This is a genomic window from Mesorhizobium tamadayense (assembly GCF_003863365.1).
Taxonomy (GTDB): domain Bacteria; phylum Pseudomonadota; class Alphaproteobacteria; order Rhizobiales; family Rhizobiaceae; genus Mesorhizobium; species Mesorhizobium tamadayense.
In genome coordinates, this window is the sequence record NZ_RQXT01000011.1 from 155,412 (window position 1) to 173,236 (window position 17,825).

The window sequence follows — 17,825 nt, forward strand, 5'->3', positions numbered from 1 at the left end:
GTCACTCCGGCCCCGGCAGGGAGGTTGCTCCCAGTAGCCTTTCTCCTGTCCCATTGCGAGGCCTCATCGGTGTTTTCGGTCATCCTTACGAATTTGTAAGGACCCGGACAGGCCTGCGTAAGTCCGGCTTGTGGGAATGGATCTGCGCCGATGCTACCATGCCGGCTGAGCTGGACTCCGCACGATAGGTCAAAAATGCGACTTCTGCTGGTTGAGGATGACCCGAGGACAGCCGACTATGTCGTCAGAGGGCTGACCGAGGCCGGCCATGCCTGCGATCTCTTGCGCAACGGCCATGACGCGCTCGCCGCGGCAACCCGCGATGCCTATGACGTCATCGTGGCCGACCGCATGGTCCTCGGCCTTGACGGCCTGTCGATGATCAAGGCGGTGCGCGCGGCCGGCGTCAAGACGCCGGCCATATTCCTGACCTCGATCGGCGGCGTCGACGACCGAGTCGAAGGATTGGAAGCCGGCGGCGACGACTATCTCGTCAAGCCGTTCGCCTTTTCGGAGCTGCTTGCCCGCATCAACGCGCTCGGCCGCCGGCCGGCTGCGCAGGAACAGAAAACGGCGCTGCGCGTCGCCGACCTCGAAATGGACCTTATCATGCGCCGCGTGACCAGGCAGGGCCAGGCGATCGACCTGCAGCCCCGGGAGTTCAGCCTGCTCGAGGTGCTGATGCGCGGCGAGGGCCGCGTGATTACCCGCACCATGCTTCTGGAGCGCGTCTGGGATTTCCATTTCGACCCCAAGACCAGCGTCGTCGAGACCCATATCAGCCGGCTGCGGGCCAAGGTCGACAGGCCGTTCGACGTGCCGCTCATCCATACCGTGCGCAACACCGGCTACAGCCTGCATGCGCCCGCTTGACGATGCATGCTGCATCTCGCACGTCCGGCAGGCTGCCCGTATATAAGCGACATGGCAATGTTGGACACTGCAAAGCGATGGGCACGCGGCATCAAGCGCGACACGGTGGCGCTGTGGCTTGCCGCCCGCGATCCTCGCGTTCCCTGGTATGCGAAGGCCGCGGCCGGAGCCGTCGCGGCCTATGCCCTCAGCCCCATCGATCTCATTCCGGATTTCATCCCGATCATCGGCTATCTCGATGACCTTTTGATCGTGCCGCTCGGCATCATGCTGGCGGTCAAGCTGATCCCTGCCGGTCTCATGCAGGAACTCCGCGACGAGGCAACGCGCAGCGCCAAGCCGGTCAGCAAGGCAGGGCTGATCTTCATCATTGCCATCTGGATGTTGGCGGCCATGGCCTTGCTGTGGCTGTTCTGGCCGATGCCTGCTTAGAGCAATGAAAGAGACGCGCCCCAGCCTGCTGCGCAGCACGCCGTTCCGGCTGGCGCTGACCTTCGCCTTCCTGTTCGTGCTCGCCTTCATCCTGTCCGGCGGGATCGTCTACTGGCTGATGAGCGCCGAGCTGGCGCGACGGCTCGACCAGTCCATCAAGGAAACCTATTCGGTCGTCGCCCTGACCTATGCCGAGAACGACAAGGAAGATCTTGTCGCCTCGGTCAACAACAATGCCGACCTCAGCCCGGACAAGGACCAGCTTTTCTCGCTGACCGATCCCCGCGGCAATCATCTGGCCGGAAACTTCACCGCTTCCGGCCTGCCCGAGGGCTTCTCGATGTTTGCCGCCAGATTGCCGGGCGTGCCGCCCGACACCATGTACCGCGCCTATACCGGCGAGGTCGGCGGCAACAGTCTCACGGTCGCCTTCTCGCTGGCCGAGACCGACGAGCTGGAGACCATCGTGCTGATGAGCTTCGGCTGGGGCACGCTGTTCATCGCCGGCATCGCCATCGCCGGCGGCGCCTTGCTCGCCTCGCGCGTCCAGCGGCGCCTCGACGGCATTGCCGCCACCATGGTCGAGGTTTCGCACGGACGGCTCGACGCCCGCATCCCGCTGATCGGCAATAGCGACGACATCGACGCCGTATCCACGCAGGTGAACGCCGCGCTCGACCGTCTATCGGCGCTGGTCGACGGCATGCGGGAGGTCAGCGCCAACATCGCGCACGACCTGAAGACGCCGCTCAACCGCCTGCAGATGATCCTGGAGCAGGCCACCGACAAGACGGCTGCAGGCGAAGATGTTTCCGGCGATCTGGCCGACGCCCGCGCCGAAAGCCGGCAGATCAACGAGACCTTCGACGCGCTGCTGCGCATCGCCCAGATCGAGGCCGGCGCGCGCAAGGCGCGCTTCGTCGATCTCGACGTCGGCAGCGTGGTCGACACCATCGGCGAGGTCTATGCCGACGTCGCCGAGGACGACGGGAAATCATTGTCGACAGCGCTCGTTCCGGGCACGAAATGGTACATCCACGGCGATCGCGACCTGCTGATGCAGATGCTGGCCAATCTGGTCGAGAACGCCTTGCGGCATTGCCCGCCGGGCACGGCGATCGAGCTGTCGGTGACCGGAAAGGGCGACCGCGTCCTCGTCCAGGTGCGCGACAATGGCCCCGGCATTCCAGCCGGGGAGCGCGAAAAAGTCTTCCAGCGGCTCTACCGGCTGGATTCCAGCCGCACGACTCCGGGCAGCGGCCTGGGCCTCAGCCTCGTCAAGGCGGTGGCCGACTTGCATGGCGCGACAGTCACGCTGCAGGACAACAATCCAGGGCTTGCCGTGATCATCGATTTTCCCGCGGTGAGTTCGCCCGCCGCCTGATCGATTTTAGCGCCCGCCCGCCCTGCGGAAATCGGAGGGCGACATGCCGGCGAGCTTGCGGAACGACTTGTTGAAGGCGCTGAGCGAGCCAAAGCCCGAATCCATGGCGACCTTCAGCACATTGGCGCCCTCATGCATCAGCAGCGCCTGCGCGTAGCTCAGCCGCAGCAGATTGACGTACTCGTTGAGCGTCATGCCCGTAGATTTCTTGAACAGGCTCATGGCGTATTTGGGATGGATGTCGGCCGCGGCCGCGATGTTCACGCAGTCGATGTCGTAGAGGAAATTCTCGGCGATGAAGTCGCACATGCGCCCGACATTGCGCGACGACTGCTGGTCGAACGGGCTGCCGGCCCCGTGTCCGGACGCGGCTTCCGGCACCAGCCGGTACGCCTCGAACCGCACCCGCTCGAGCCGAAGCAGCAGCTCGTTGACGGCGTGTTCGGTCTTGGCCGGGTCGTCGGAGCGCGCATACTCGTTCCAGCGCTTGAAATTGTCGTTGTCCGACTGATCGGTGGCATTCGTCACCAAGGTCGCGCCCGTCATCAGCCGGTGCCGGACGTCGGCCGGCAGATGCAGCCTGAAGAAATGCACCAGCGGCAAGTGCGCGCCGGCATAGGTCGCATCGTCCGACAGATCGTCCATCTGGTGCGGCAGGCCGCCCCAGAACAGGCACATGTCGCCGGCAGAGAGCGAGATCTCATGCTCGGCCATGCGGTAATGCACGCTGCCGCGCACGATGAAGTTCACCTCGACCTGGGCGTGCCAATGCGGCTTCAGCATCACCAACGGATGGTTATGGAACATCTGCAAGGCCAGCGGCAGGCCTTCGACGCTGCTGGCGCCTGGGTGGTAGAATGGACGCTCCGGCATCTTACTTTCCGGCAATTTTTTATTCCCTTTGACGGGGACAAGCCTTCCGCACCGCATAATCTAGCCATGCTCACAGTGAGAGAGCAAATGAATTGGGAGGATTTCAATGCGCACCACACTGACCTGCGCCACGCTTTTGCTTGCCTTGGGCTCCGGCCCGGCCTTGGCGCAATCCGGCGAGCTTACGATCTGGAGCTGGAACATCGCCGCTTCGTCGCTGAAATCGACGGTCGAAGGCTTCAACAAAAAATACCCCGACATCAAGGTCACCGTTCAGGACCTCGGCAACCAGCCCACCTATGACAAGTCCATCGCCGGCTGCGCCGCCGGCGGGGTCGGCCTGCCGGACATCGTCTCGATCGAGAACGGCGAGGCCGAGAACTACTGGAGCCAGTTCCCGGACTGCTTCGTCGACCTGCACACGCTGGGCTACGCGGCGGAAGACCAGAAGAAATTCCCCGACTTCAAGCGCACCGAGCTGGAAGTCGGCGACAAGGCATACGCCATGCCGTGGGATTCCGGCCCGGTCGCCGTCTTCTACCGCCGCGACTTCTACGAGAAGGCCGGCGTCGATCCCGCCTCGATCAAGACCTGGGACGATTTCATCGCCGCCGGCAAGAAGATCCAGGCCGCGAATCCCGGCGTCACCATGACCAATGCCGACTTCAACGGCGACACCGAATTCTTCCGCATGATCTCCAACGAGCAGGGCTGCGCCTATTTCGCCGAGGACGGCCAGTCGATCACAGTCAACCAGCCGAAGTGCGTCGACGCCATGACCAAGGTCAAGGAGATGAAGGACGCCGGCATCGTGTCTTCGGCCGACTGGTCGACCAAGATCACCAACAACACGGCCGGCACCGTCGCCACCCAGGTCTATGGCGGCTGGTATGAGGGCACGATCCGCACCGAATCACCGAAGGAAAGCGGCAAGTGGGGCGTTTACCTGATGCCGAGCCTGACCGCCGACGGCCCGCGCGCCGCCAATCTCGGCGGCTCCTCTTTGGCCATCACCTCGGCCAGCAAGAACAAGGAAGCCGCCTACGCCTACCTGAAATACACGCTGGAGACGAATGAGGGCCAGATCACCATGCTGAAGGATTTCGGCCTTGTGCCCTCGCTGATCTCGGCGCTCGACGATCCTTACGTCGCGCAAGGCCAGCCCTATTGGGGCGGCCAGGCGGTGTGGAAGGATATCCTTGCCACGCTTCCCAAGGTGGTGCCGAGCCGCGGCACGCCGTTCCAGAGCGACGCCGAGATCATCCTGCGTGCCGTGCAGACCAAATATTTGGCCGGCGGTTACCCCGACGCCAAGGCCGCGCTCGACGACGCCGCCAGCCAGATCGCCTCGGCGACGGGCCTGCCGGTCAAGTGACAGGGCAGCCGGACGTGGTGCGAGAGCAGATTGCCGGAACGTCGACGCTGCCCCTCACCTGCCTGCCGGCATCCTCTCCCCGTATAGTGACGGGGAGAGGGGCGCTGTCGCCGACGGTTTCGCCAATCACCGACGATGCCGAGCAAGCGCCAACGCTGCGGTCAGCCGCTTCTCCCCGTCTCTGTACGGGGAGAAGTACCCGGCAGGGCGATGAGGGGCAGCGCTGACCTCGGCTAATGATGGCCTTCCGTCGGCCACATCGATATCAACACCGCCCGCTACGACAGGCGTGAAACAAAACAAACCGAAAGGAGGGAGCACGATGCGCCACCGCAACGCCACCGCGTATCGCTTCCTCACGCCTTACCTCCTGATCTTCGCGATCTTCTGGGTCTGGCCGATCATCAGCTCGTTCCTGATCTCCTTCCAGGCGACCCGCACCGTGCCGTGGCGCTTCGCGCCAACTTTCAACTGGGGCCGGCTGATCGGCGATCCCGCCTTCTTCAACGCCTTGAAGAACACGCTGCTGATCCTCGTCATCCAGGTGCCGGTGATGATCTCGCTGGCGATCGTGATGGCGGTGCTTTTGAACTCGCCGCTGCTAAAGGCGCGCGGCCTTTACCGCTTTGCCTTCTTCGCCCCGGTCGTGGTCGGCGAGGTGGCCTATTCGGCGGTATTCCGGCTGATGTTCAGCCTCGATTTCGGCATCATCAACAAGCTGCTCAACGGCGTCGGCCTGCCGAAGGTCGACTGGTTCTCCAACGTCACGCCGGCGATGGCGCTGATCATGATCGCGGTGACCTGGCGCTGGGCCGGCTACAATGCCATCATCATCCTCGCCGGCCTGCAATCCATCCCGGAGGACGTCTACGAGGCGGCGACGCTGGACCGCGTCAGCAAGGTCAAGCAGTTCTTCCACATCACCCTGCCGCTCCTGAAGCCGGTCATCGTCTTCTGCGCCGTGCTGTCGATCATCGGCACCATGCAGCTCTTCACCGAGCCGTTCCTGATCACCGAGCGCGGCGGACCGGGCGGCGGCACCGAGACGCTGGGCCTGCTGCTCTACCGCCAGGGTTTCCGCTCGCTCAATTTCGGCTATGCCTCGGCCGTCGCCTACACCATGGCGGGCCTCGCCATCGCCATCACCCTGGTGCAGCTCTGGCTGACGAGGGACCCGAAATGACCTCGCGCTCCCAAAGACGGCTCGGGCGCAGCATCTTGCTGCATCTTTTCCTGACGCCGCTGGCGCTGATCTGGCTGTTCCCGCTGTGGATGATGGTGGTGTTCTCCACCATGCCCGACAACGGCATCTTCAGCCCCGGTATCGAGCTCTTGCCGCACGATAACTTCCTCGAGAATTTCAACAATCTGCAGCGCGATACCAATTTCGTCGGCGCCATCGGCATCTCCGTCTCCGTGGCGGTGACCTATACTTTCCTCTCGGTGCTGCTCACCTCGATGGCCGGCTGGGCGCTGGCGCGCTACGAGTTCCTCGGCAAGGGCATCGTGGTGGCGATCATCTTCGGCACCATCACGCTGCCCTACGCGGTGGTGCTGATCCCGCAATTCATCATGGTGGCGCGCGACTTCCAGCTCGCCAACACTTGGGTCGCGCTGATCGTACCGCCGCTGTTCAATTCGCTCGGCGTGCTCTTTATGCGCCAGGCTTTTTCCATGATGCCGGCCGAGCTGTTCGACGCCGCAAGGGTCGAGGGCGTGAAGGAATGGCGCATCTTCCTCTTCATCGCGCTGCCGCTGGCGCGGCCGATGCTGGCGGCGCTCGCCATCATCCTCTTCCTCGCCTCCTGGAACAACTATCTCTGGCCGCTGCTGATCAACAGCCAGCCCGGCGCGATGACGGCGCCGGTGGCGCTCGGCACCTTGATCGGCCTCACCAAGGTCTCCTGGGGCGGCATCATGGCGGGCGCCGTGATGCTGACGGTGCCGATGCTTGTCGTCTTCGTGCTGTTGCAGCGTCATTTCATCGCCGGCATCGCCGCCGGCGCGGTCAAGTAGGATAGGAGCGCGATGGCCGCCGTCACCCTCACCAATGTCGTCAAGCGTTTCGGCCTCTTCGAGGTCGTCCACGGCGCCAACATCGACATCGCCGACGGCGAGTTCGTCGTCTTCGTCGGCCCGTCCGGCTGCGGCAAGTCCACGCTTCTGCGCATGGTTGCCGGGCTGGAGGACATCAGCGGCGGCAAGATCGCCATTGGCGGCAAGGTGGTGAACGACGTCGAGCCGGCCGACCGCGGCATCGCCATGGTGTTCCAGTCCTATGCGCTTTATCCGCACATGACGGTGGAGCAGAATTTGAGCTTCGGGTTGCGGATGAACGGCAATCCGAAGGCCGACACCGAACGGCGGGTGAAACGCGCCGCCGAGATCCTGCGCATCGACGAGCTGATGCAGCGGCGGCCGAAGCAACTGTCCGGCGGCCAGCGCCAGCGCGTCGCCATCGGCCGCGCCATCGTGCGCGAGCCGCAGGTGTTCCTGTTCGACGAGCCGCTAAGCAATCTCGATGCCGAGCTGAGAGTCCAGATGCGGGTCGAGATCGCGCGCCTGCACAAGGAGCTGGGCGTCACCATGATCTATGTGACGCACGACCAGACCGAGGCGATGACGCTTGCCGATCGCATCGTCGTGCTCAAGGCCGGCAATGTCGAGCAGATCGGCGCGCCGCTCGACCTCTATGACGATCCGGCCAACCGTTTCGTCGCCGGCTTCATCGGTTCGCCGAAGATGAATTTCCTCAAGGCCAATGTCGTCGAGGCAGGCAATGGCTCCGTGACGGTCGAGCTCGTCAATCATGCTGGCGCCAGGTTGCGGAAGCCGCTCTGCGGTGCCTTGCCGGCGGTCGGCGCCGAGGTCGTGCTGGGCGTCAGGCCGGAGCATTTCTTCGAAGCCGGCGAGGGCGAGTGCGACATTCCGGTCAAGGCCGACGTCGCCGAGCATCTGGGCTCGGTGAGCTACGTCTATGCCGATGCCGGGTCGGAGGAGCTGATCATCGAGCGCGAGGCCGCGCGCCAGCGTGCCAGCAGCGAGCATTTCACCGTCTCGATCAAGGCGGAGCGCTCGCTGCTCTTCGACAAGACAGGCGCGAGGATTCGCTGACTTTCCTTTCTGCCCGATCGCGAAGGCGTGGCGGCGACCCATGGAGAATTCGACATGACATCAGGAAAAATTCGCTGGGGCATTCTTGGACCCGGCAGCATAGCAAGATCCTTCGCCGGCGGCGTGGCGCAGTCGCGCAGCGGCGAGCTGGTCGCACTCGGCGCCCGCAACCCCGGCAAGCCGGGCCTTGCCGAAGCTTTTGCGGGCGCGCGCATTCTCGACGGCTACGAGGCACTCCTCAACGATCCCGAGGTCGATGCCGTCTACATCTCGATACCGCATCCCGGCCATGCCGAGTGGGCGATCAAGGCCGCCGAAGCCGGCAAGCATGTGCTGTGCGAAAAGCCGCTGGCGCTGACCGCCTTCGAGGCCGACGCGATGATGCATGCGGCGCGAAAAGGGGGCACTTTTCTGGGCGAAGCCTTCATGTACCGGCTGCACCCGCAGACGCTGCAACTGGTCGAGCTGATCAAATCGGGGGTCATCGGCGAGGTGCGCATGGTCAAGTCGAGCTTCGGCTTCGCCATGCCGGGCTTCATGCCGGAGCACCGGCTCTACGCCAACGAGCTTGCCGGCGGCGGCATCCTCGATGTCGGCGGCTATCCGGTGTCGATGGCGCGGCTGATTGCGGGTGCTGCGGCGGGACAGCCTTTCCTCGAGCCGGACAAGGTTGTGGGCGCGGCCCATCTCGGCCAGTCCGGCGTCGACGAATGGGCCTCGGCATTGCTGCACTTCGCCAACGGCATCGTCGCGGAGGTCTCCTGCAGCATTTCGCTCAACCAGGACAATGTCCTGCGCATTTTCGGCACCAAAGGGCATATCGAGGTGCCTGACTTCTGGTTCGCCGGTGGCAACCGCGACGTCGGACCGGGCCGGATCGACGTGATCCGGTCCGGGGCCGCGCGCGAGGTGATCAGCGTGAACGAAACCCGTCATCTCTATTCCTTCGAGGTCGACGCCGCCGGCGAGGCGATCCGGGCCGGCAGGCAGGAATTCGCCTGGCCGGGCATGGGCTGGGCCGACAGCCTCGGCACGTTGCGCGTGCTCGACAAATGGCGCGCCGCCGTCGGACTTGAATACGAGATCGAGAAGCCGGCTAAGCGCGTCGCCACGATTTCGGGCCGGCCGCTGCGCTCCGGCGGCAGCGCCATCGGCAAGCGCGCCATCCCCGGCCTGCCGAAACAGGTCTCGCGGCTGGCGCTCGGCTTCGAGGATTTCCGCACCTTCTCCTCGGGCTCGATCTTGCTCGACGCCTATTTCGAGGCCGGCGGCAATCTGTTCGACACCGGCTATGTCTACGGCGCCGGCTATACGGAAACGCTGCTCGGCCAGTGGCTGAAGAATCGCGGCGTGCGCGGGCAGTCGGTCATCATCGCCAAGGGCGCGCATTCGCCGCTCTGCTATCCCGATGTGATCGCCAAGCAGCTCGCCCAGTCGCTCGACCGGCTGCAGACCGACCATGTCGATATCTATTTCATGCATCGCGACAATCCGGACGTGCCGGTCGGCGAGTTCGTCGACGCCATGGACCAGGAGGCCAAGGCCGGCCGCATCCGCGGCCTGTTCGGCGGCTCCAACTGGACGATGGAGCGCATGGACGAGGCCATTGCCTATGCCGAACGCACCGGCAAGCAGAAGCCCGGCGCTCTCTCCAACAATTTCTCGCTGGCCGAGATGCTGGAGCCGATCTGGGCCGGCTGCGTCACCTCTTCGACCGACGCCTGGAAAGCCTGGCTGACGACGCGGCAGATGCCGAACTTCGCCTGGTCGAGCCAGGGCCGCGGCTTCTTCACCGACCGCGCCGGTCGCGGCCGCACCGACAATGAAGAGCTGGTGCGCGTCTGGTATTCGGAAAAGAACTTCGGCCGCCGCGACCGGGCGATCGAACTGGCGCAGAGGCTAGGCAAGAGCCCGATCCATGTCGCGCTGGCCTACGTGCTGGCGCAGCCCTTCCCGTCGGTCCCGCTGATCGGCCCGCGCACGCTAGACGAGCTGGAAGACAGCCTCAAGGCGCTGGCCATCGCGCTGTCGCCGGAGGATGTGGAGTGGCTGGATAATGGGGCGCAGCGGCGGCGGGCGTAGCGCTCAACGCTTGAGATTGGCGAAAGCCGCCGCGACATCCAATCTCCCCCCTTGCGGGGGAGATGCCTGGCAAGGCAGAGGGGGGTGCTGTCCCGCCGGCCTCTCCCAGTCAATCACCCACTGCGGCAGCATTAGACTGGGAAACCGGCCAAGGCTGGCGTTCCTTCACACCCCCTCTGGCCTGCCGGCCATCTCCCCCACAAGGGGGGAGATTTGCAGTTCCACCGCCTCCTCACCGATCGATCCGCGTCGACAAAATAATCGACGACGATGTCCGCTCCACCCCGTCCATCGCCCCTATGCGATCGAGCAGCGTATCGAGATCGCGGATCGACGGCGCGTCGACGATGACGATCATGTCGAAATTGCCGCTCACCGAATGCAGCGTCCTGACCTGCGGCAGCGCTTGTAGGGCGCGCACCACCTTGTCGGCGAGTTTCGGCGTGACGGTGAGCAGCACATGCGCCTTGACCAGCCCCTGCTCGTAGTCGGGCGACAGCCGCACACCATAGCCGGTGATGATGCCGCGCTGTTCCAAGCGCTCGATCCGGCTCTGCACCGTGGTGCGCGACACGCCGAGCTTTCTCGCGAGTTCTGCGGTCGAGGCGCGCGCGTTGGCGCGCAAGAGCGAAAGCAGGGCTTGTTCGGCATCGCTGATCATTTCGACGAAACCTCTCGGCATATTGCTTAAAAAGCGGTTTCGCTTCGTACAGTCCCACGCTTCCTTTCGACAGGCAAGCTGCGATGATTTCCGCCAACTCGGAAACTGGCAGGGGTATTGACCATGAAGAACATCGTTGTCGTCGGCGCCGGCAAGATCGGCTCGACCATCGCTGAAATGCTTAGCTCCACCGGTGACTATCACGTCACCCTCGTCGACCGCTCGGCGGCCCAGCTCGCCGCCGCCGAATTGCCGGCCGGCGTCGAGGCCAAGGAACTCGACATCGCAGCACCCGGCGCGCTGGAGAAAGCCCTTGCCGGCAAGTTTGCGGTGCTGAGCGCCGCGCCTTTCCATCTCACCACGCGCATCGCCGAGGCTGCGGCCGCGACCGGCGTGCACTATCTCGACCTCACCGAGGACGTCGTCAGCACCCGCCGGGTGAAGGAGCTGGCGCGTGAGGCCAAGAGCGCCTTCATTCCGCAATGCGGCCTGGCGCCGGGCTTTATCTCGATCGTCGCCAATGATCTCGCCAGCCGCTTCGACACGCTGGAGAGCGTGCGCATGCGGGTCGGCGCGCTGCCGCAATATCCGTCCAACGCGCTGAACTACAACCTGACCTGGAGTACCGACGGCGTCATCAACGAATATTGCGAGCCCTGCGAGGCGATCGTCGAGGGCGAGCTGATCGAAGTCCCGCCGCTGGAGGAGCGCGAGGAGTTCTCGCTCGACGGCGTCACCTACGAGGCGTTCAACACTTCCGGCGGGCTGGGCACGCTGGCCGAGACGCTGAAGGGCAAGGTGCGCACGCTGAACTATCGCACCATCCGCTATCCCGGCCACGCCGCGATCATGAAGGCGCTGCTCAACGATCTGGGGCTGCGCCATCGCCGCGACGTGCTGAAGGATATCTTCGAGAGCGCGCTGCCGGCGACGCTGCAGGATGTGGTCATCGTCTTCGTCACCGTTTCGGGCCGCAGGAACGGCCGCCTGTTGCAGGAGACCTACGCCAACAAGATCTATTCGAAACGCGTCGGCAATGTCGTGCGCAGCGGCATCCAGATCACCACCGCCTCCGGCATCTGCGCCGTGCTCGACATGCTGGCCGACGGCAGCCTGCCGGCCAAGGGCTTTATCCGCCAGGAAGACATCGCGCTCGACGCCTTCCTCGCCAACCGCTTCGGCCGCGCCTACGCGCAGCACGAGATGGTGAGCCGACTGGCGGGCTGAGCTGCGTAGTCTCCCCCCTTGAGGGCCCTTGAGGGGGAGATGTCGCCGAAGGCGACAGAGGGGGTCGCCTCGCATAGAGCGCCAACCTCCATCTGTCGCAAGGAAAGTCGCATCCAGTCGAACCGATCCCCTCTGGCCTGCCGGCCATCTCCCCCTCTGAGGGGGAGATCACACTCGCCCTAAACATGCAGCGCGTGGCCCAGCGCCTTCAGCGCCGCTTCCTGGAAACCTTCGCCCTGGGTCGGATGGGCATGGATGGTGCCGGCGATGTCTTCCAGCCGCGCGCCCATTTCCAGCGCCAGGCCGAAGGCCGTGGACAATTCCGATACGCCCTGCCCGACCGCCTGGATGCCCAGCACCAGATGATTGTCCGCGCGGGCAACCACACGGACAAAGCCATCCTCGCCTTGTTTGGTCATGGCGCGGCCGTTGGCGGCGAAGGGAAACTGGCCGATCTTGACCTCGCCGGCAAGCGCCTTCGCCTCTTCCGGTGACAGGCCGGCGGTAACCAGCTCGGGATCGGTGAAGCAGATCGCCGGGATCGCGCGCTTGTCCCAGCTTCGCCTGTGGCCGGCGACGATCTCGGCGACCATCTCGCCTTGCACCATCGCCCGGTGCGCCAGCATCGGCTCGCCGGTGACGTCGCCGATGGCGTGGATGCCGCGCATCGAGGTGCGGCACTGGTCGTCGATGCGGATGAACCTGCCGGCCATGTCGAGGTCGATCTGCTCCAGCCCCCAGCCCTCGGTCACCGGCTTGCGCCCGACCGTGACCAGGATCCGGTCGGCGGCGACCCTGGCATTCTTGCCGTCGGCCGTCTCGACCAGCAGCGCATCGCCCTTGGTCGCGAGCCCCTTGGCGTTGGCGCCCGTCATCACCTCTACACCGAGCTCGCCGAGCCGTTTCAGCACCGGTCGCGTCAGTTCCGCATCATATTGCGCCAGCACGCGCGGCAGCGCTTCGACCACGGTGACCTTGGCGCCCATCTTGGCGAAGGCCATGCCGAGCTCCAACCCGATATAGCCGCCGCCGACGACGGCAAGCTTCTTCGGCACCTCGCTCAACGCCAGCGCCTCGGTGGACGAGATGACCGGACCGCCGAAAGGCAGGGACGGCAGCTCGACCGATGCCGAGCCGGTGGCGATCACCACAGTCTCGGCGCGGATGACCTGCGTGCCGGTCTCGGTCTCGACCTCGACCGTCTTGCCGTCGCGAAATTTCGCCCAGCCATGCACGGTCTTGACCCCGGCCTTCTTGAGCAGCCCGGCGACGCCGCTGTTCAGCCGGCTAACGATGCCGTCTTTCCACGCAACGGTCTTGATCAGGTCGAGCGTCGGCGGGGCGACCGTGATGCCGAGCAGGCCCTTGCCGCCGGCCATATGCGCGATCTTCTCGAACTCTTCCGCCGCATGGATGAGCGCCTTGGACGGGATGCAGCCGACATTGAGGCAGGTGCCGCCCGGTTTGCCGAACTCGACGATCACCGTGTCGACGCCAAGCTGGCCGGCACGGATGGCGCAGACATAGCCGCCGGGTCCGGCGCCGATGACGAGAAGCTTGCAGGAGATTTCTTTCATGGGGTCCTCGTTGCGGAGCACGGGGATTTTGGCAGGCAAGCAGCTCTCGACGACGAACGTCGGGAATTCAGTCGCAGAGCTTGGCGATTGGCCGGGGCCTCCAAAACCTCGTCATCCTGGGGCGGAGCAAGGAGCGTAGCGACGCGCGCAGACCCCAGGATCCATGCCGTGACGTAAAGGCGCTGCAACGGTCCAGGATTCTGTTCCGCTGCGCCCTTCGGCGTCGGTCGCGGCATGGATCCTCGGGTCAAGCCCGAGGATGACGAAGGCATGAAGGCCTGTGGCCAATCGCAGACGTTGATAATTTGCGACTGCGGACCGATTGCCGGGGAGCGGCTGCGGTCCCTTTCGGATTGGTTCAAAGAGGCTACCGTTCCACCCATTGCATCAATCCACGAAAATCAGCGCCGGCGTCTCCAGCAGTGTCTTGATGCGCTGGACGAAGACGGCGGCGTCCCAGCCGTCGATGACGCGATGGTCGAAGCTGGACGACAGGTTCATCATCTTGCGCGGGATGAACTGCGTGCCGTCCCATACGGGCCGCACCATCATCTTGTTGACGCCGACGATCGCCACCTCCGGATAGTTGATGACCGGCGTCGTTGCCACGCCGCCCATCGCGCCGAGCGAGGTGATGGTAATGGTCGATCCCGAGAGATCCTCGCGCGTCGCCGTGCCGGACTTGGCAGCGTCGGCGAGGCGGTTGATCTCGGCAGCGCACTCCCAGAGGTCGCGCGCCTCGGCATGCTTGACTACTGGCACGACGAGGCCGGCCGGCGTCTGCGCGGCGATGCCGATATGGATGCCTTCATGCTGGTGGATGATGCCGGCGTCGTCGTCGAATAGAGCGTTGAGATTGGGCTGGTCGGCGATCGCCTTGACCATCGCCCGCATCAGGAAAGGCAGCAGCGTCAGCTTGGGACGGTCCTGCCGCTTCTCTTTGTTGAGCGTGGCGCGCAGCTCTTCCAGCGCGGTGACCTCGATCTCCTCGACATAGGTGATATGCGGGATACGCGATTTGGCGAGCGCCATTTTTTCGGCGATCTTGCGCCGCAGGCCGACGACCTTGATGTCCTCGACTCCCTCCTTGCGGGCAAGTCCCGTCGCGCGGCCAAGCTGCGGACCGCGCGCCAGGAAGGCCTCGATGTCCTCATGGCTGATGCGCCCGGCCGGACCGCTGCCCGGAACCTGGCGAAGATCTATGCCGGCCTCCTTCGCCCGCAGCCGGACGGCGGGCGAGGCCAGCGGCCTTTCGCCCTCCATGCGCGGCGCGGCTGAGGCGGGAGATGGGCGTGCGTCCTTCGGCGCGGCGACGGCAGGCGACGATTTCGCCGGCGGCTCTGCCGGCTTTGGTGCTGCCTTCGGAGCGCCCGGTGCCGGCTCGGACTTCACCTCGATCGGCTTGGACGCCGCCTTCGGCGCAGGCTCGGCGATGCCTTCCGCCTTCACATTGCCCTCCGCTTTCACATTACCTTGGCCGGCCACCTTCAGCCGCACGATCGGCGAGCCGATCGCCACCGTGTCGCCGATCTCGGCGCCGAGCCACAGGATCTCGCCATCGACCGGCGACGGGATCTCGACCGTCGCTTTGTCGGTCATGACGGCGGCCAGCACCGCGTCCTCGCGCACCAGGTCGCCGATCTTGACGTGCCATTCGACAAGCTCGGCCTCGGCGACTCCTTCGCCGACATCGGGAAGCTTGATCACATATTCGCCCATCGTCAGGCTCCTTCAGGCTTCCATGGTCTCGACGAGCGCGCGCCCGACCCGCGCCGGGCCGGGGAAATACTCCCATTCCTGCGCGTGCGGATAGGGCGTGTCCCAGCCGGCGACCCGCGCCACCGGGGCCTCCAGATGGTAGAAACAGTTATCCTGCACTAGCGCGGCGAGCTCGGCGCCGAAGCCGGAGGTGAGCGTCGCCTCGTGCACGACGACGCAGCGCCCGGTCTTCTTCACCGAGGCGACGATCGTGTCGAGGTCGAGCGGCAGCAGCGTCCTGAGGTCGATGATCTCGGCGTCGATGCCAGTTTCCGCGGCCGCGGCCTCAGCGACATAGACCATGGTGCCGTAGGCGAGCACGGTGACGGCCGAACCCTGCCTTCGGATCGCCGCCTTGCCGAGCGGGATCGTGTAATGGCCGTCGGCGACCTCGCCGAGCTCATGCTTCGACCATGGCGTCACCGGCCGGTCGTGGTGGCCGTCGAAAGGGCCGTTGTAGAGCCGCTTCGGCTCCAGGAAGATCACCGGGTCCGGATCCTCGATCGCCGCGATCAAGAGCCCTTTGGCGTCATGCGGATTGGACGGCACCACGGTCTTCAGGCCGGAGACATGCGTGAACAGCGCTTCCGGGCTCTGGCTGTGCGTCTGGCCGCCGAAGATGCCGCCGCCGGTCGGCATGCGCACCACGATCGGGCAGGTGAAGTCGCCATTCGAACGATAGCGAAGCCGTGCGGCCTCGGAGACGATCTGGTCATAGGCCGGATAAACATAGTCGGCAAACTGCACCTCGACGCAAGGGCGCAGGCCGTAGGCGGCCATGCCGATGGCCGCGCCGACGATACCGGACTCGCTGATCGGCGCGTCGAAGCAGCGGCTCTTGCCGTATTTGGCCTGCAGGCCTTGCGTGCAGCGGAAGACGCCGCCGAAGAAGCCGACATCCTCGCCGAACACCACGACGCGCCCGTCGCGCGCCATCGAGACGTCCATGGCGTCGCGGATCGCCTCGATCATTGTCCGTCTGGGCATGGTCAAACCCCCGCCTGCTGGCGCTGGCGCCTGAGATGCGGCGGCATCTCGGCATAGACGCCTTCGAACATGTCGCGGGTCGACGGCTTGCCGCCGGCATGCAGCGTGCCGTGGCTTTCGGCCTCCTTCTGCGCCGCGATCACGGTTTCGAGGATCTCGGCTTCCGCCTGGGTGTGCCGATCCTCCGACCAGACACGCTTGTGGATCAGGTGGTTCTTCAGCCGGATGATCGGGTCGCCGAGCGGCCAGGCGTCGGACTCGGCCTTCGGCCGGTAGGCCGACGGATCGTCGGAGCTCGAATGCGCGCCGGCGCGGTAGGTGACATATTCGACCAGCGTCGGCCCAAGATTGCTGCGCGCCCGCGCGGCCGCCCATTTGGCCACCGCATGGACAGCAAGATAATCGTTGCCGTCGACGCGGAGCGCCGGAATGCCGAAACCCAGCCCGCGCGCTGCAAAAGTGCCGGCGCCGCCACGCGCGATTCCTTGAAAGGTCGAGATCGCCCACTGGTTGTTGACGACGTTGAGGATGACCGGCGCCTTGTAGGTCGAGGCGAAGACCAGGGCCGAATGGAAATCCGATTCCGCCGTCGAGCCGTCGCCGATCCAGGCCGCCGCGATGCGCGAATCGTTGGAGATCGCCGAGGCCATCGCCCAGCCGACCGCCTGGATATACTGCGTCGCCAGGTTGCCGGAGATCGAGAAGAAACCGTGCTCCTTGGAGGAATACATGATCGGCAGCTGCCGGCCCTTCAGCGGATCGGCCTCGTTGGAATAGATCTGGTTCATCATCATGACCATCGGGTAGCCGTCGGCGATCAGCAGTCCGGCCTGTCGATAGGTCGGGAAGTTCATGTCGCCCTTGGCCAGCGCCTTGCGGAAGGCGCAGCTCACCGCCTCCTCGCCGAGATGCTGCATGTAGAAGGAGGTCTTGCCCTGGCGCTGCGCCATCTGCATGCGCGCGTCGAAGGTTCTGAGCATCATCATGTGGCGCAGGCCTTCGAGCAGCTCCTCGTCGGTGAGCAGCCCGGCCCACGGCCCGACCGCCTCTCCGGCGCGGTTGAGCACGCGGATGATGGAAAAGGCCATGTCGCGGATGGTGCGCGGGTCGACGTCGATCTCCGGCCGCGGCACCGATCCGGCCTTGGGGATGGTCACATTGGAGAAGTCGGGCGTGCCGCCGGGCCGAACCTCGGGCTCGGGCACGTGAAAGCGCAACATTCCAGCATCGGCCATGACCTTCGTCCTCCAATGTTGCCGGTGCGATACTTGCACATCCGCGCCGCCATTTCATCGGGCGAGATGGCGGCCGTCCTCCCGGTCATCAGCCGACACGGCACACGGAGACAAGATGCAGATATGGCGGCGAAATTTCTTGTCGATCTTTTCCGGCGCCGCGCAATTTGGCGAATAGCGGTAGCGGTTTAGGCGCAAGGGAAGACAATTTCCACCGAACCCGGCGCCAGCGCTAATCCTCCCTTCC

At 64.9% G+C, this 17,825-nt stretch carries 15 protein-coding genes; 9 read left to right on the forward strand and 6 right to left on the reverse strand.

What is annotated here, in order from left to right; all coding sequences use genetic code 11:
- Nucleotides 1-195 precede the first annotated feature (195 nt).
- From EH240_RS12230 to EH240_RS12240, 3 genes are read left to right on the forward strand one after another with little or no spacing between them, the layout of a single operon-like run.
- Entirely contained in the window at nucleotides 196-873 is a 678-nt protein-coding gene (locus EH240_RS12230) for a winged helix-turn-helix domain-containing protein (RefSeq protein ID WP_124998489.1), read from the forward strand.
- 51 nt (nucleotides 874-924) lie between these two features.
- A complete protein-coding gene (locus EH240_RS12235) occupies nucleotides 925-1,305 on the forward strand; it encodes a YkvA family protein (RefSeq protein WP_124998491.1) in 381 nt (126 codons plus the stop codon).
- A gap of 4 nt (nucleotides 1,306-1,309) precedes the next feature.
- Entirely contained in the window at nucleotides 1,310-2,689 is a 1,380-nt protein-coding gene (locus tag EH240_RS12240) for a sensor histidine kinase (RefSeq protein ID WP_124998493.1), read from the forward strand.
- Nucleotides 2,690-2,695: 6 nt separating this feature from the next.
- Here EH240_RS12240 and EH240_RS12245 read toward each other — a convergent pair whose 3' ends face one another.
- On the reverse strand, nucleotides 2,696-3,562 hold the full coding sequence (locus EH240_RS12245) for a helix-turn-helix domain-containing protein (protein WP_124998495.1): 867 nt from the start codon (nucleotides 3,560-3,562) through the stop codon (nucleotides 2,696-2,698).
- A 106-nt stretch (nucleotides 3,563-3,668) separates the two neighbouring features.
- Between EH240_RS12245 and EH240_RS12250 the strand changes: the two genes are divergently transcribed.
- The 5 genes from EH240_RS12250 (at nucleotide 3,669) to EH240_RS12270 (ending at nucleotide 10,133) form a co-directional block, all read left to right on the forward strand.
- A complete protein-coding gene (locus EH240_RS12250) occupies nucleotides 3,669-4,937 on the forward strand; it encodes an ABC transporter substrate-binding protein (RefSeq protein WP_124998497.1) in 1,269 nt (422 codons plus the stop codon).
- Between the two features lie 322 nt (nucleotides 4,938-5,259).
- Nucleotides 5,260-6,120, forward strand: coding sequence for a carbohydrate ABC transporter permease (locus EH240_RS12255; protein ID WP_124998499.1), 861 nt, complete (start codon nucleotides 5,260-5,262; stop codon nucleotides 6,118-6,120).
- On the forward strand, nucleotides 6,117-6,953 hold the full coding sequence (locus EH240_RS12260) for a carbohydrate ABC transporter permease (RefSeq protein WP_124998501.1): 837 nt from the start codon (nucleotides 6,117-6,119) through the stop codon (nucleotides 6,951-6,953). Before EH240_RS12255 ends, EH240_RS12260 begins: the two co-directional genes overlap by 4 nt.
- Nucleotides 6,954-6,965: 12 nt before the next feature.
- Nucleotides 6,966-8,051: an ABC transporter ATP-binding protein gene (locus EH240_RS12265; RefSeq protein ID WP_124998503.1), complete on the forward strand. Its 1,086-nt coding sequence runs from the start codon at nucleotides 6,966-6,968 to the stop codon at nucleotides 8,049-8,051.
- Nucleotides 8,052-8,105: 54 nt separating this feature from the next.
- Entirely contained in the window at nucleotides 8,106-10,133 is a 2,028-nt protein-coding gene (locus tag EH240_RS12270) for an aldo/keto reductase (RefSeq protein ID WP_124998505.1), read from the forward strand.
- A gap of 232 nt (nucleotides 10,134-10,365) precedes the next feature.
- On the opposite strand, the gene EH240_RS12275 is transcribed toward EH240_RS12270, so the two are convergent.
- Nucleotides 10,366-10,794, reverse strand: coding sequence for an Lrp/AsnC family transcriptional regulator (locus EH240_RS12275; RefSeq protein WP_124998507.1), 429 nt, complete (start codon nucleotides 10,792-10,794; stop codon nucleotides 10,366-10,368).
- Nucleotides 10,795-10,911: 117 nt separating this feature from the next.
- On the opposite strand from EH240_RS12275, the gene EH240_RS12280 reads away from it, so the two are divergent.
- A complete protein-coding gene (locus EH240_RS12280; RefSeq protein WP_281035111.1) occupies nucleotides 10,912-12,021 on the forward strand; it encodes a saccharopine dehydrogenase family protein in 1,110 nt (369 codons plus the stop codon).
- Nucleotides 12,022-12,200: 179 nt separating this feature from the next.
- Here EH240_RS12280 and lpdA read toward each other — a convergent pair whose 3' ends face one another.
- From lpdA to EH240_RS12300, 4 genes are all read right to left on the reverse strand, one after another.
- Nucleotides 12,201-13,598 (reverse strand): dihydrolipoyl dehydrogenase, encoded by a 1,398-nt coding sequence (gene lpdA / locus EH240_RS12285; protein WP_124998511.1) that lies wholly within the window; start codon nucleotides 13,596-13,598, stop codon nucleotides 12,201-12,203.
- Between the two features lie 387 nt (nucleotides 13,599-13,985).
- Nucleotides 13,986-15,317, reverse strand: a complete 1,332-nt coding sequence (locus EH240_RS12290) for a dihydrolipoamide acetyltransferase family protein (RefSeq protein WP_124998513.1) — start codon at nucleotides 15,315-15,317, stop codon at nucleotides 13,986-13,988.
- 12 nt (nucleotides 15,318-15,329) lie between these two features.
- Complete coding sequence (locus EH240_RS12295) at nucleotides 15,330-16,343, reverse strand: alpha-ketoacid dehydrogenase subunit beta (RefSeq protein WP_124998515.1); 1,014 nt, start codon at nucleotides 16,341-16,343, stop codon at nucleotides 15,330-15,332.
- 2 nt (nucleotides 16,344-16,345) lie between these two features.
- Entirely contained in the window at nucleotides 16,346-17,578 is a 1,233-nt protein-coding gene (locus EH240_RS12300) for a 3-methyl-2-oxobutanoate dehydrogenase (2-methylpropanoyl-transferring) subunit alpha (RefSeq protein WP_124998517.1), read from the reverse strand.
- Nucleotides 17,579-17,825: the final 247 nt, after the last annotated feature.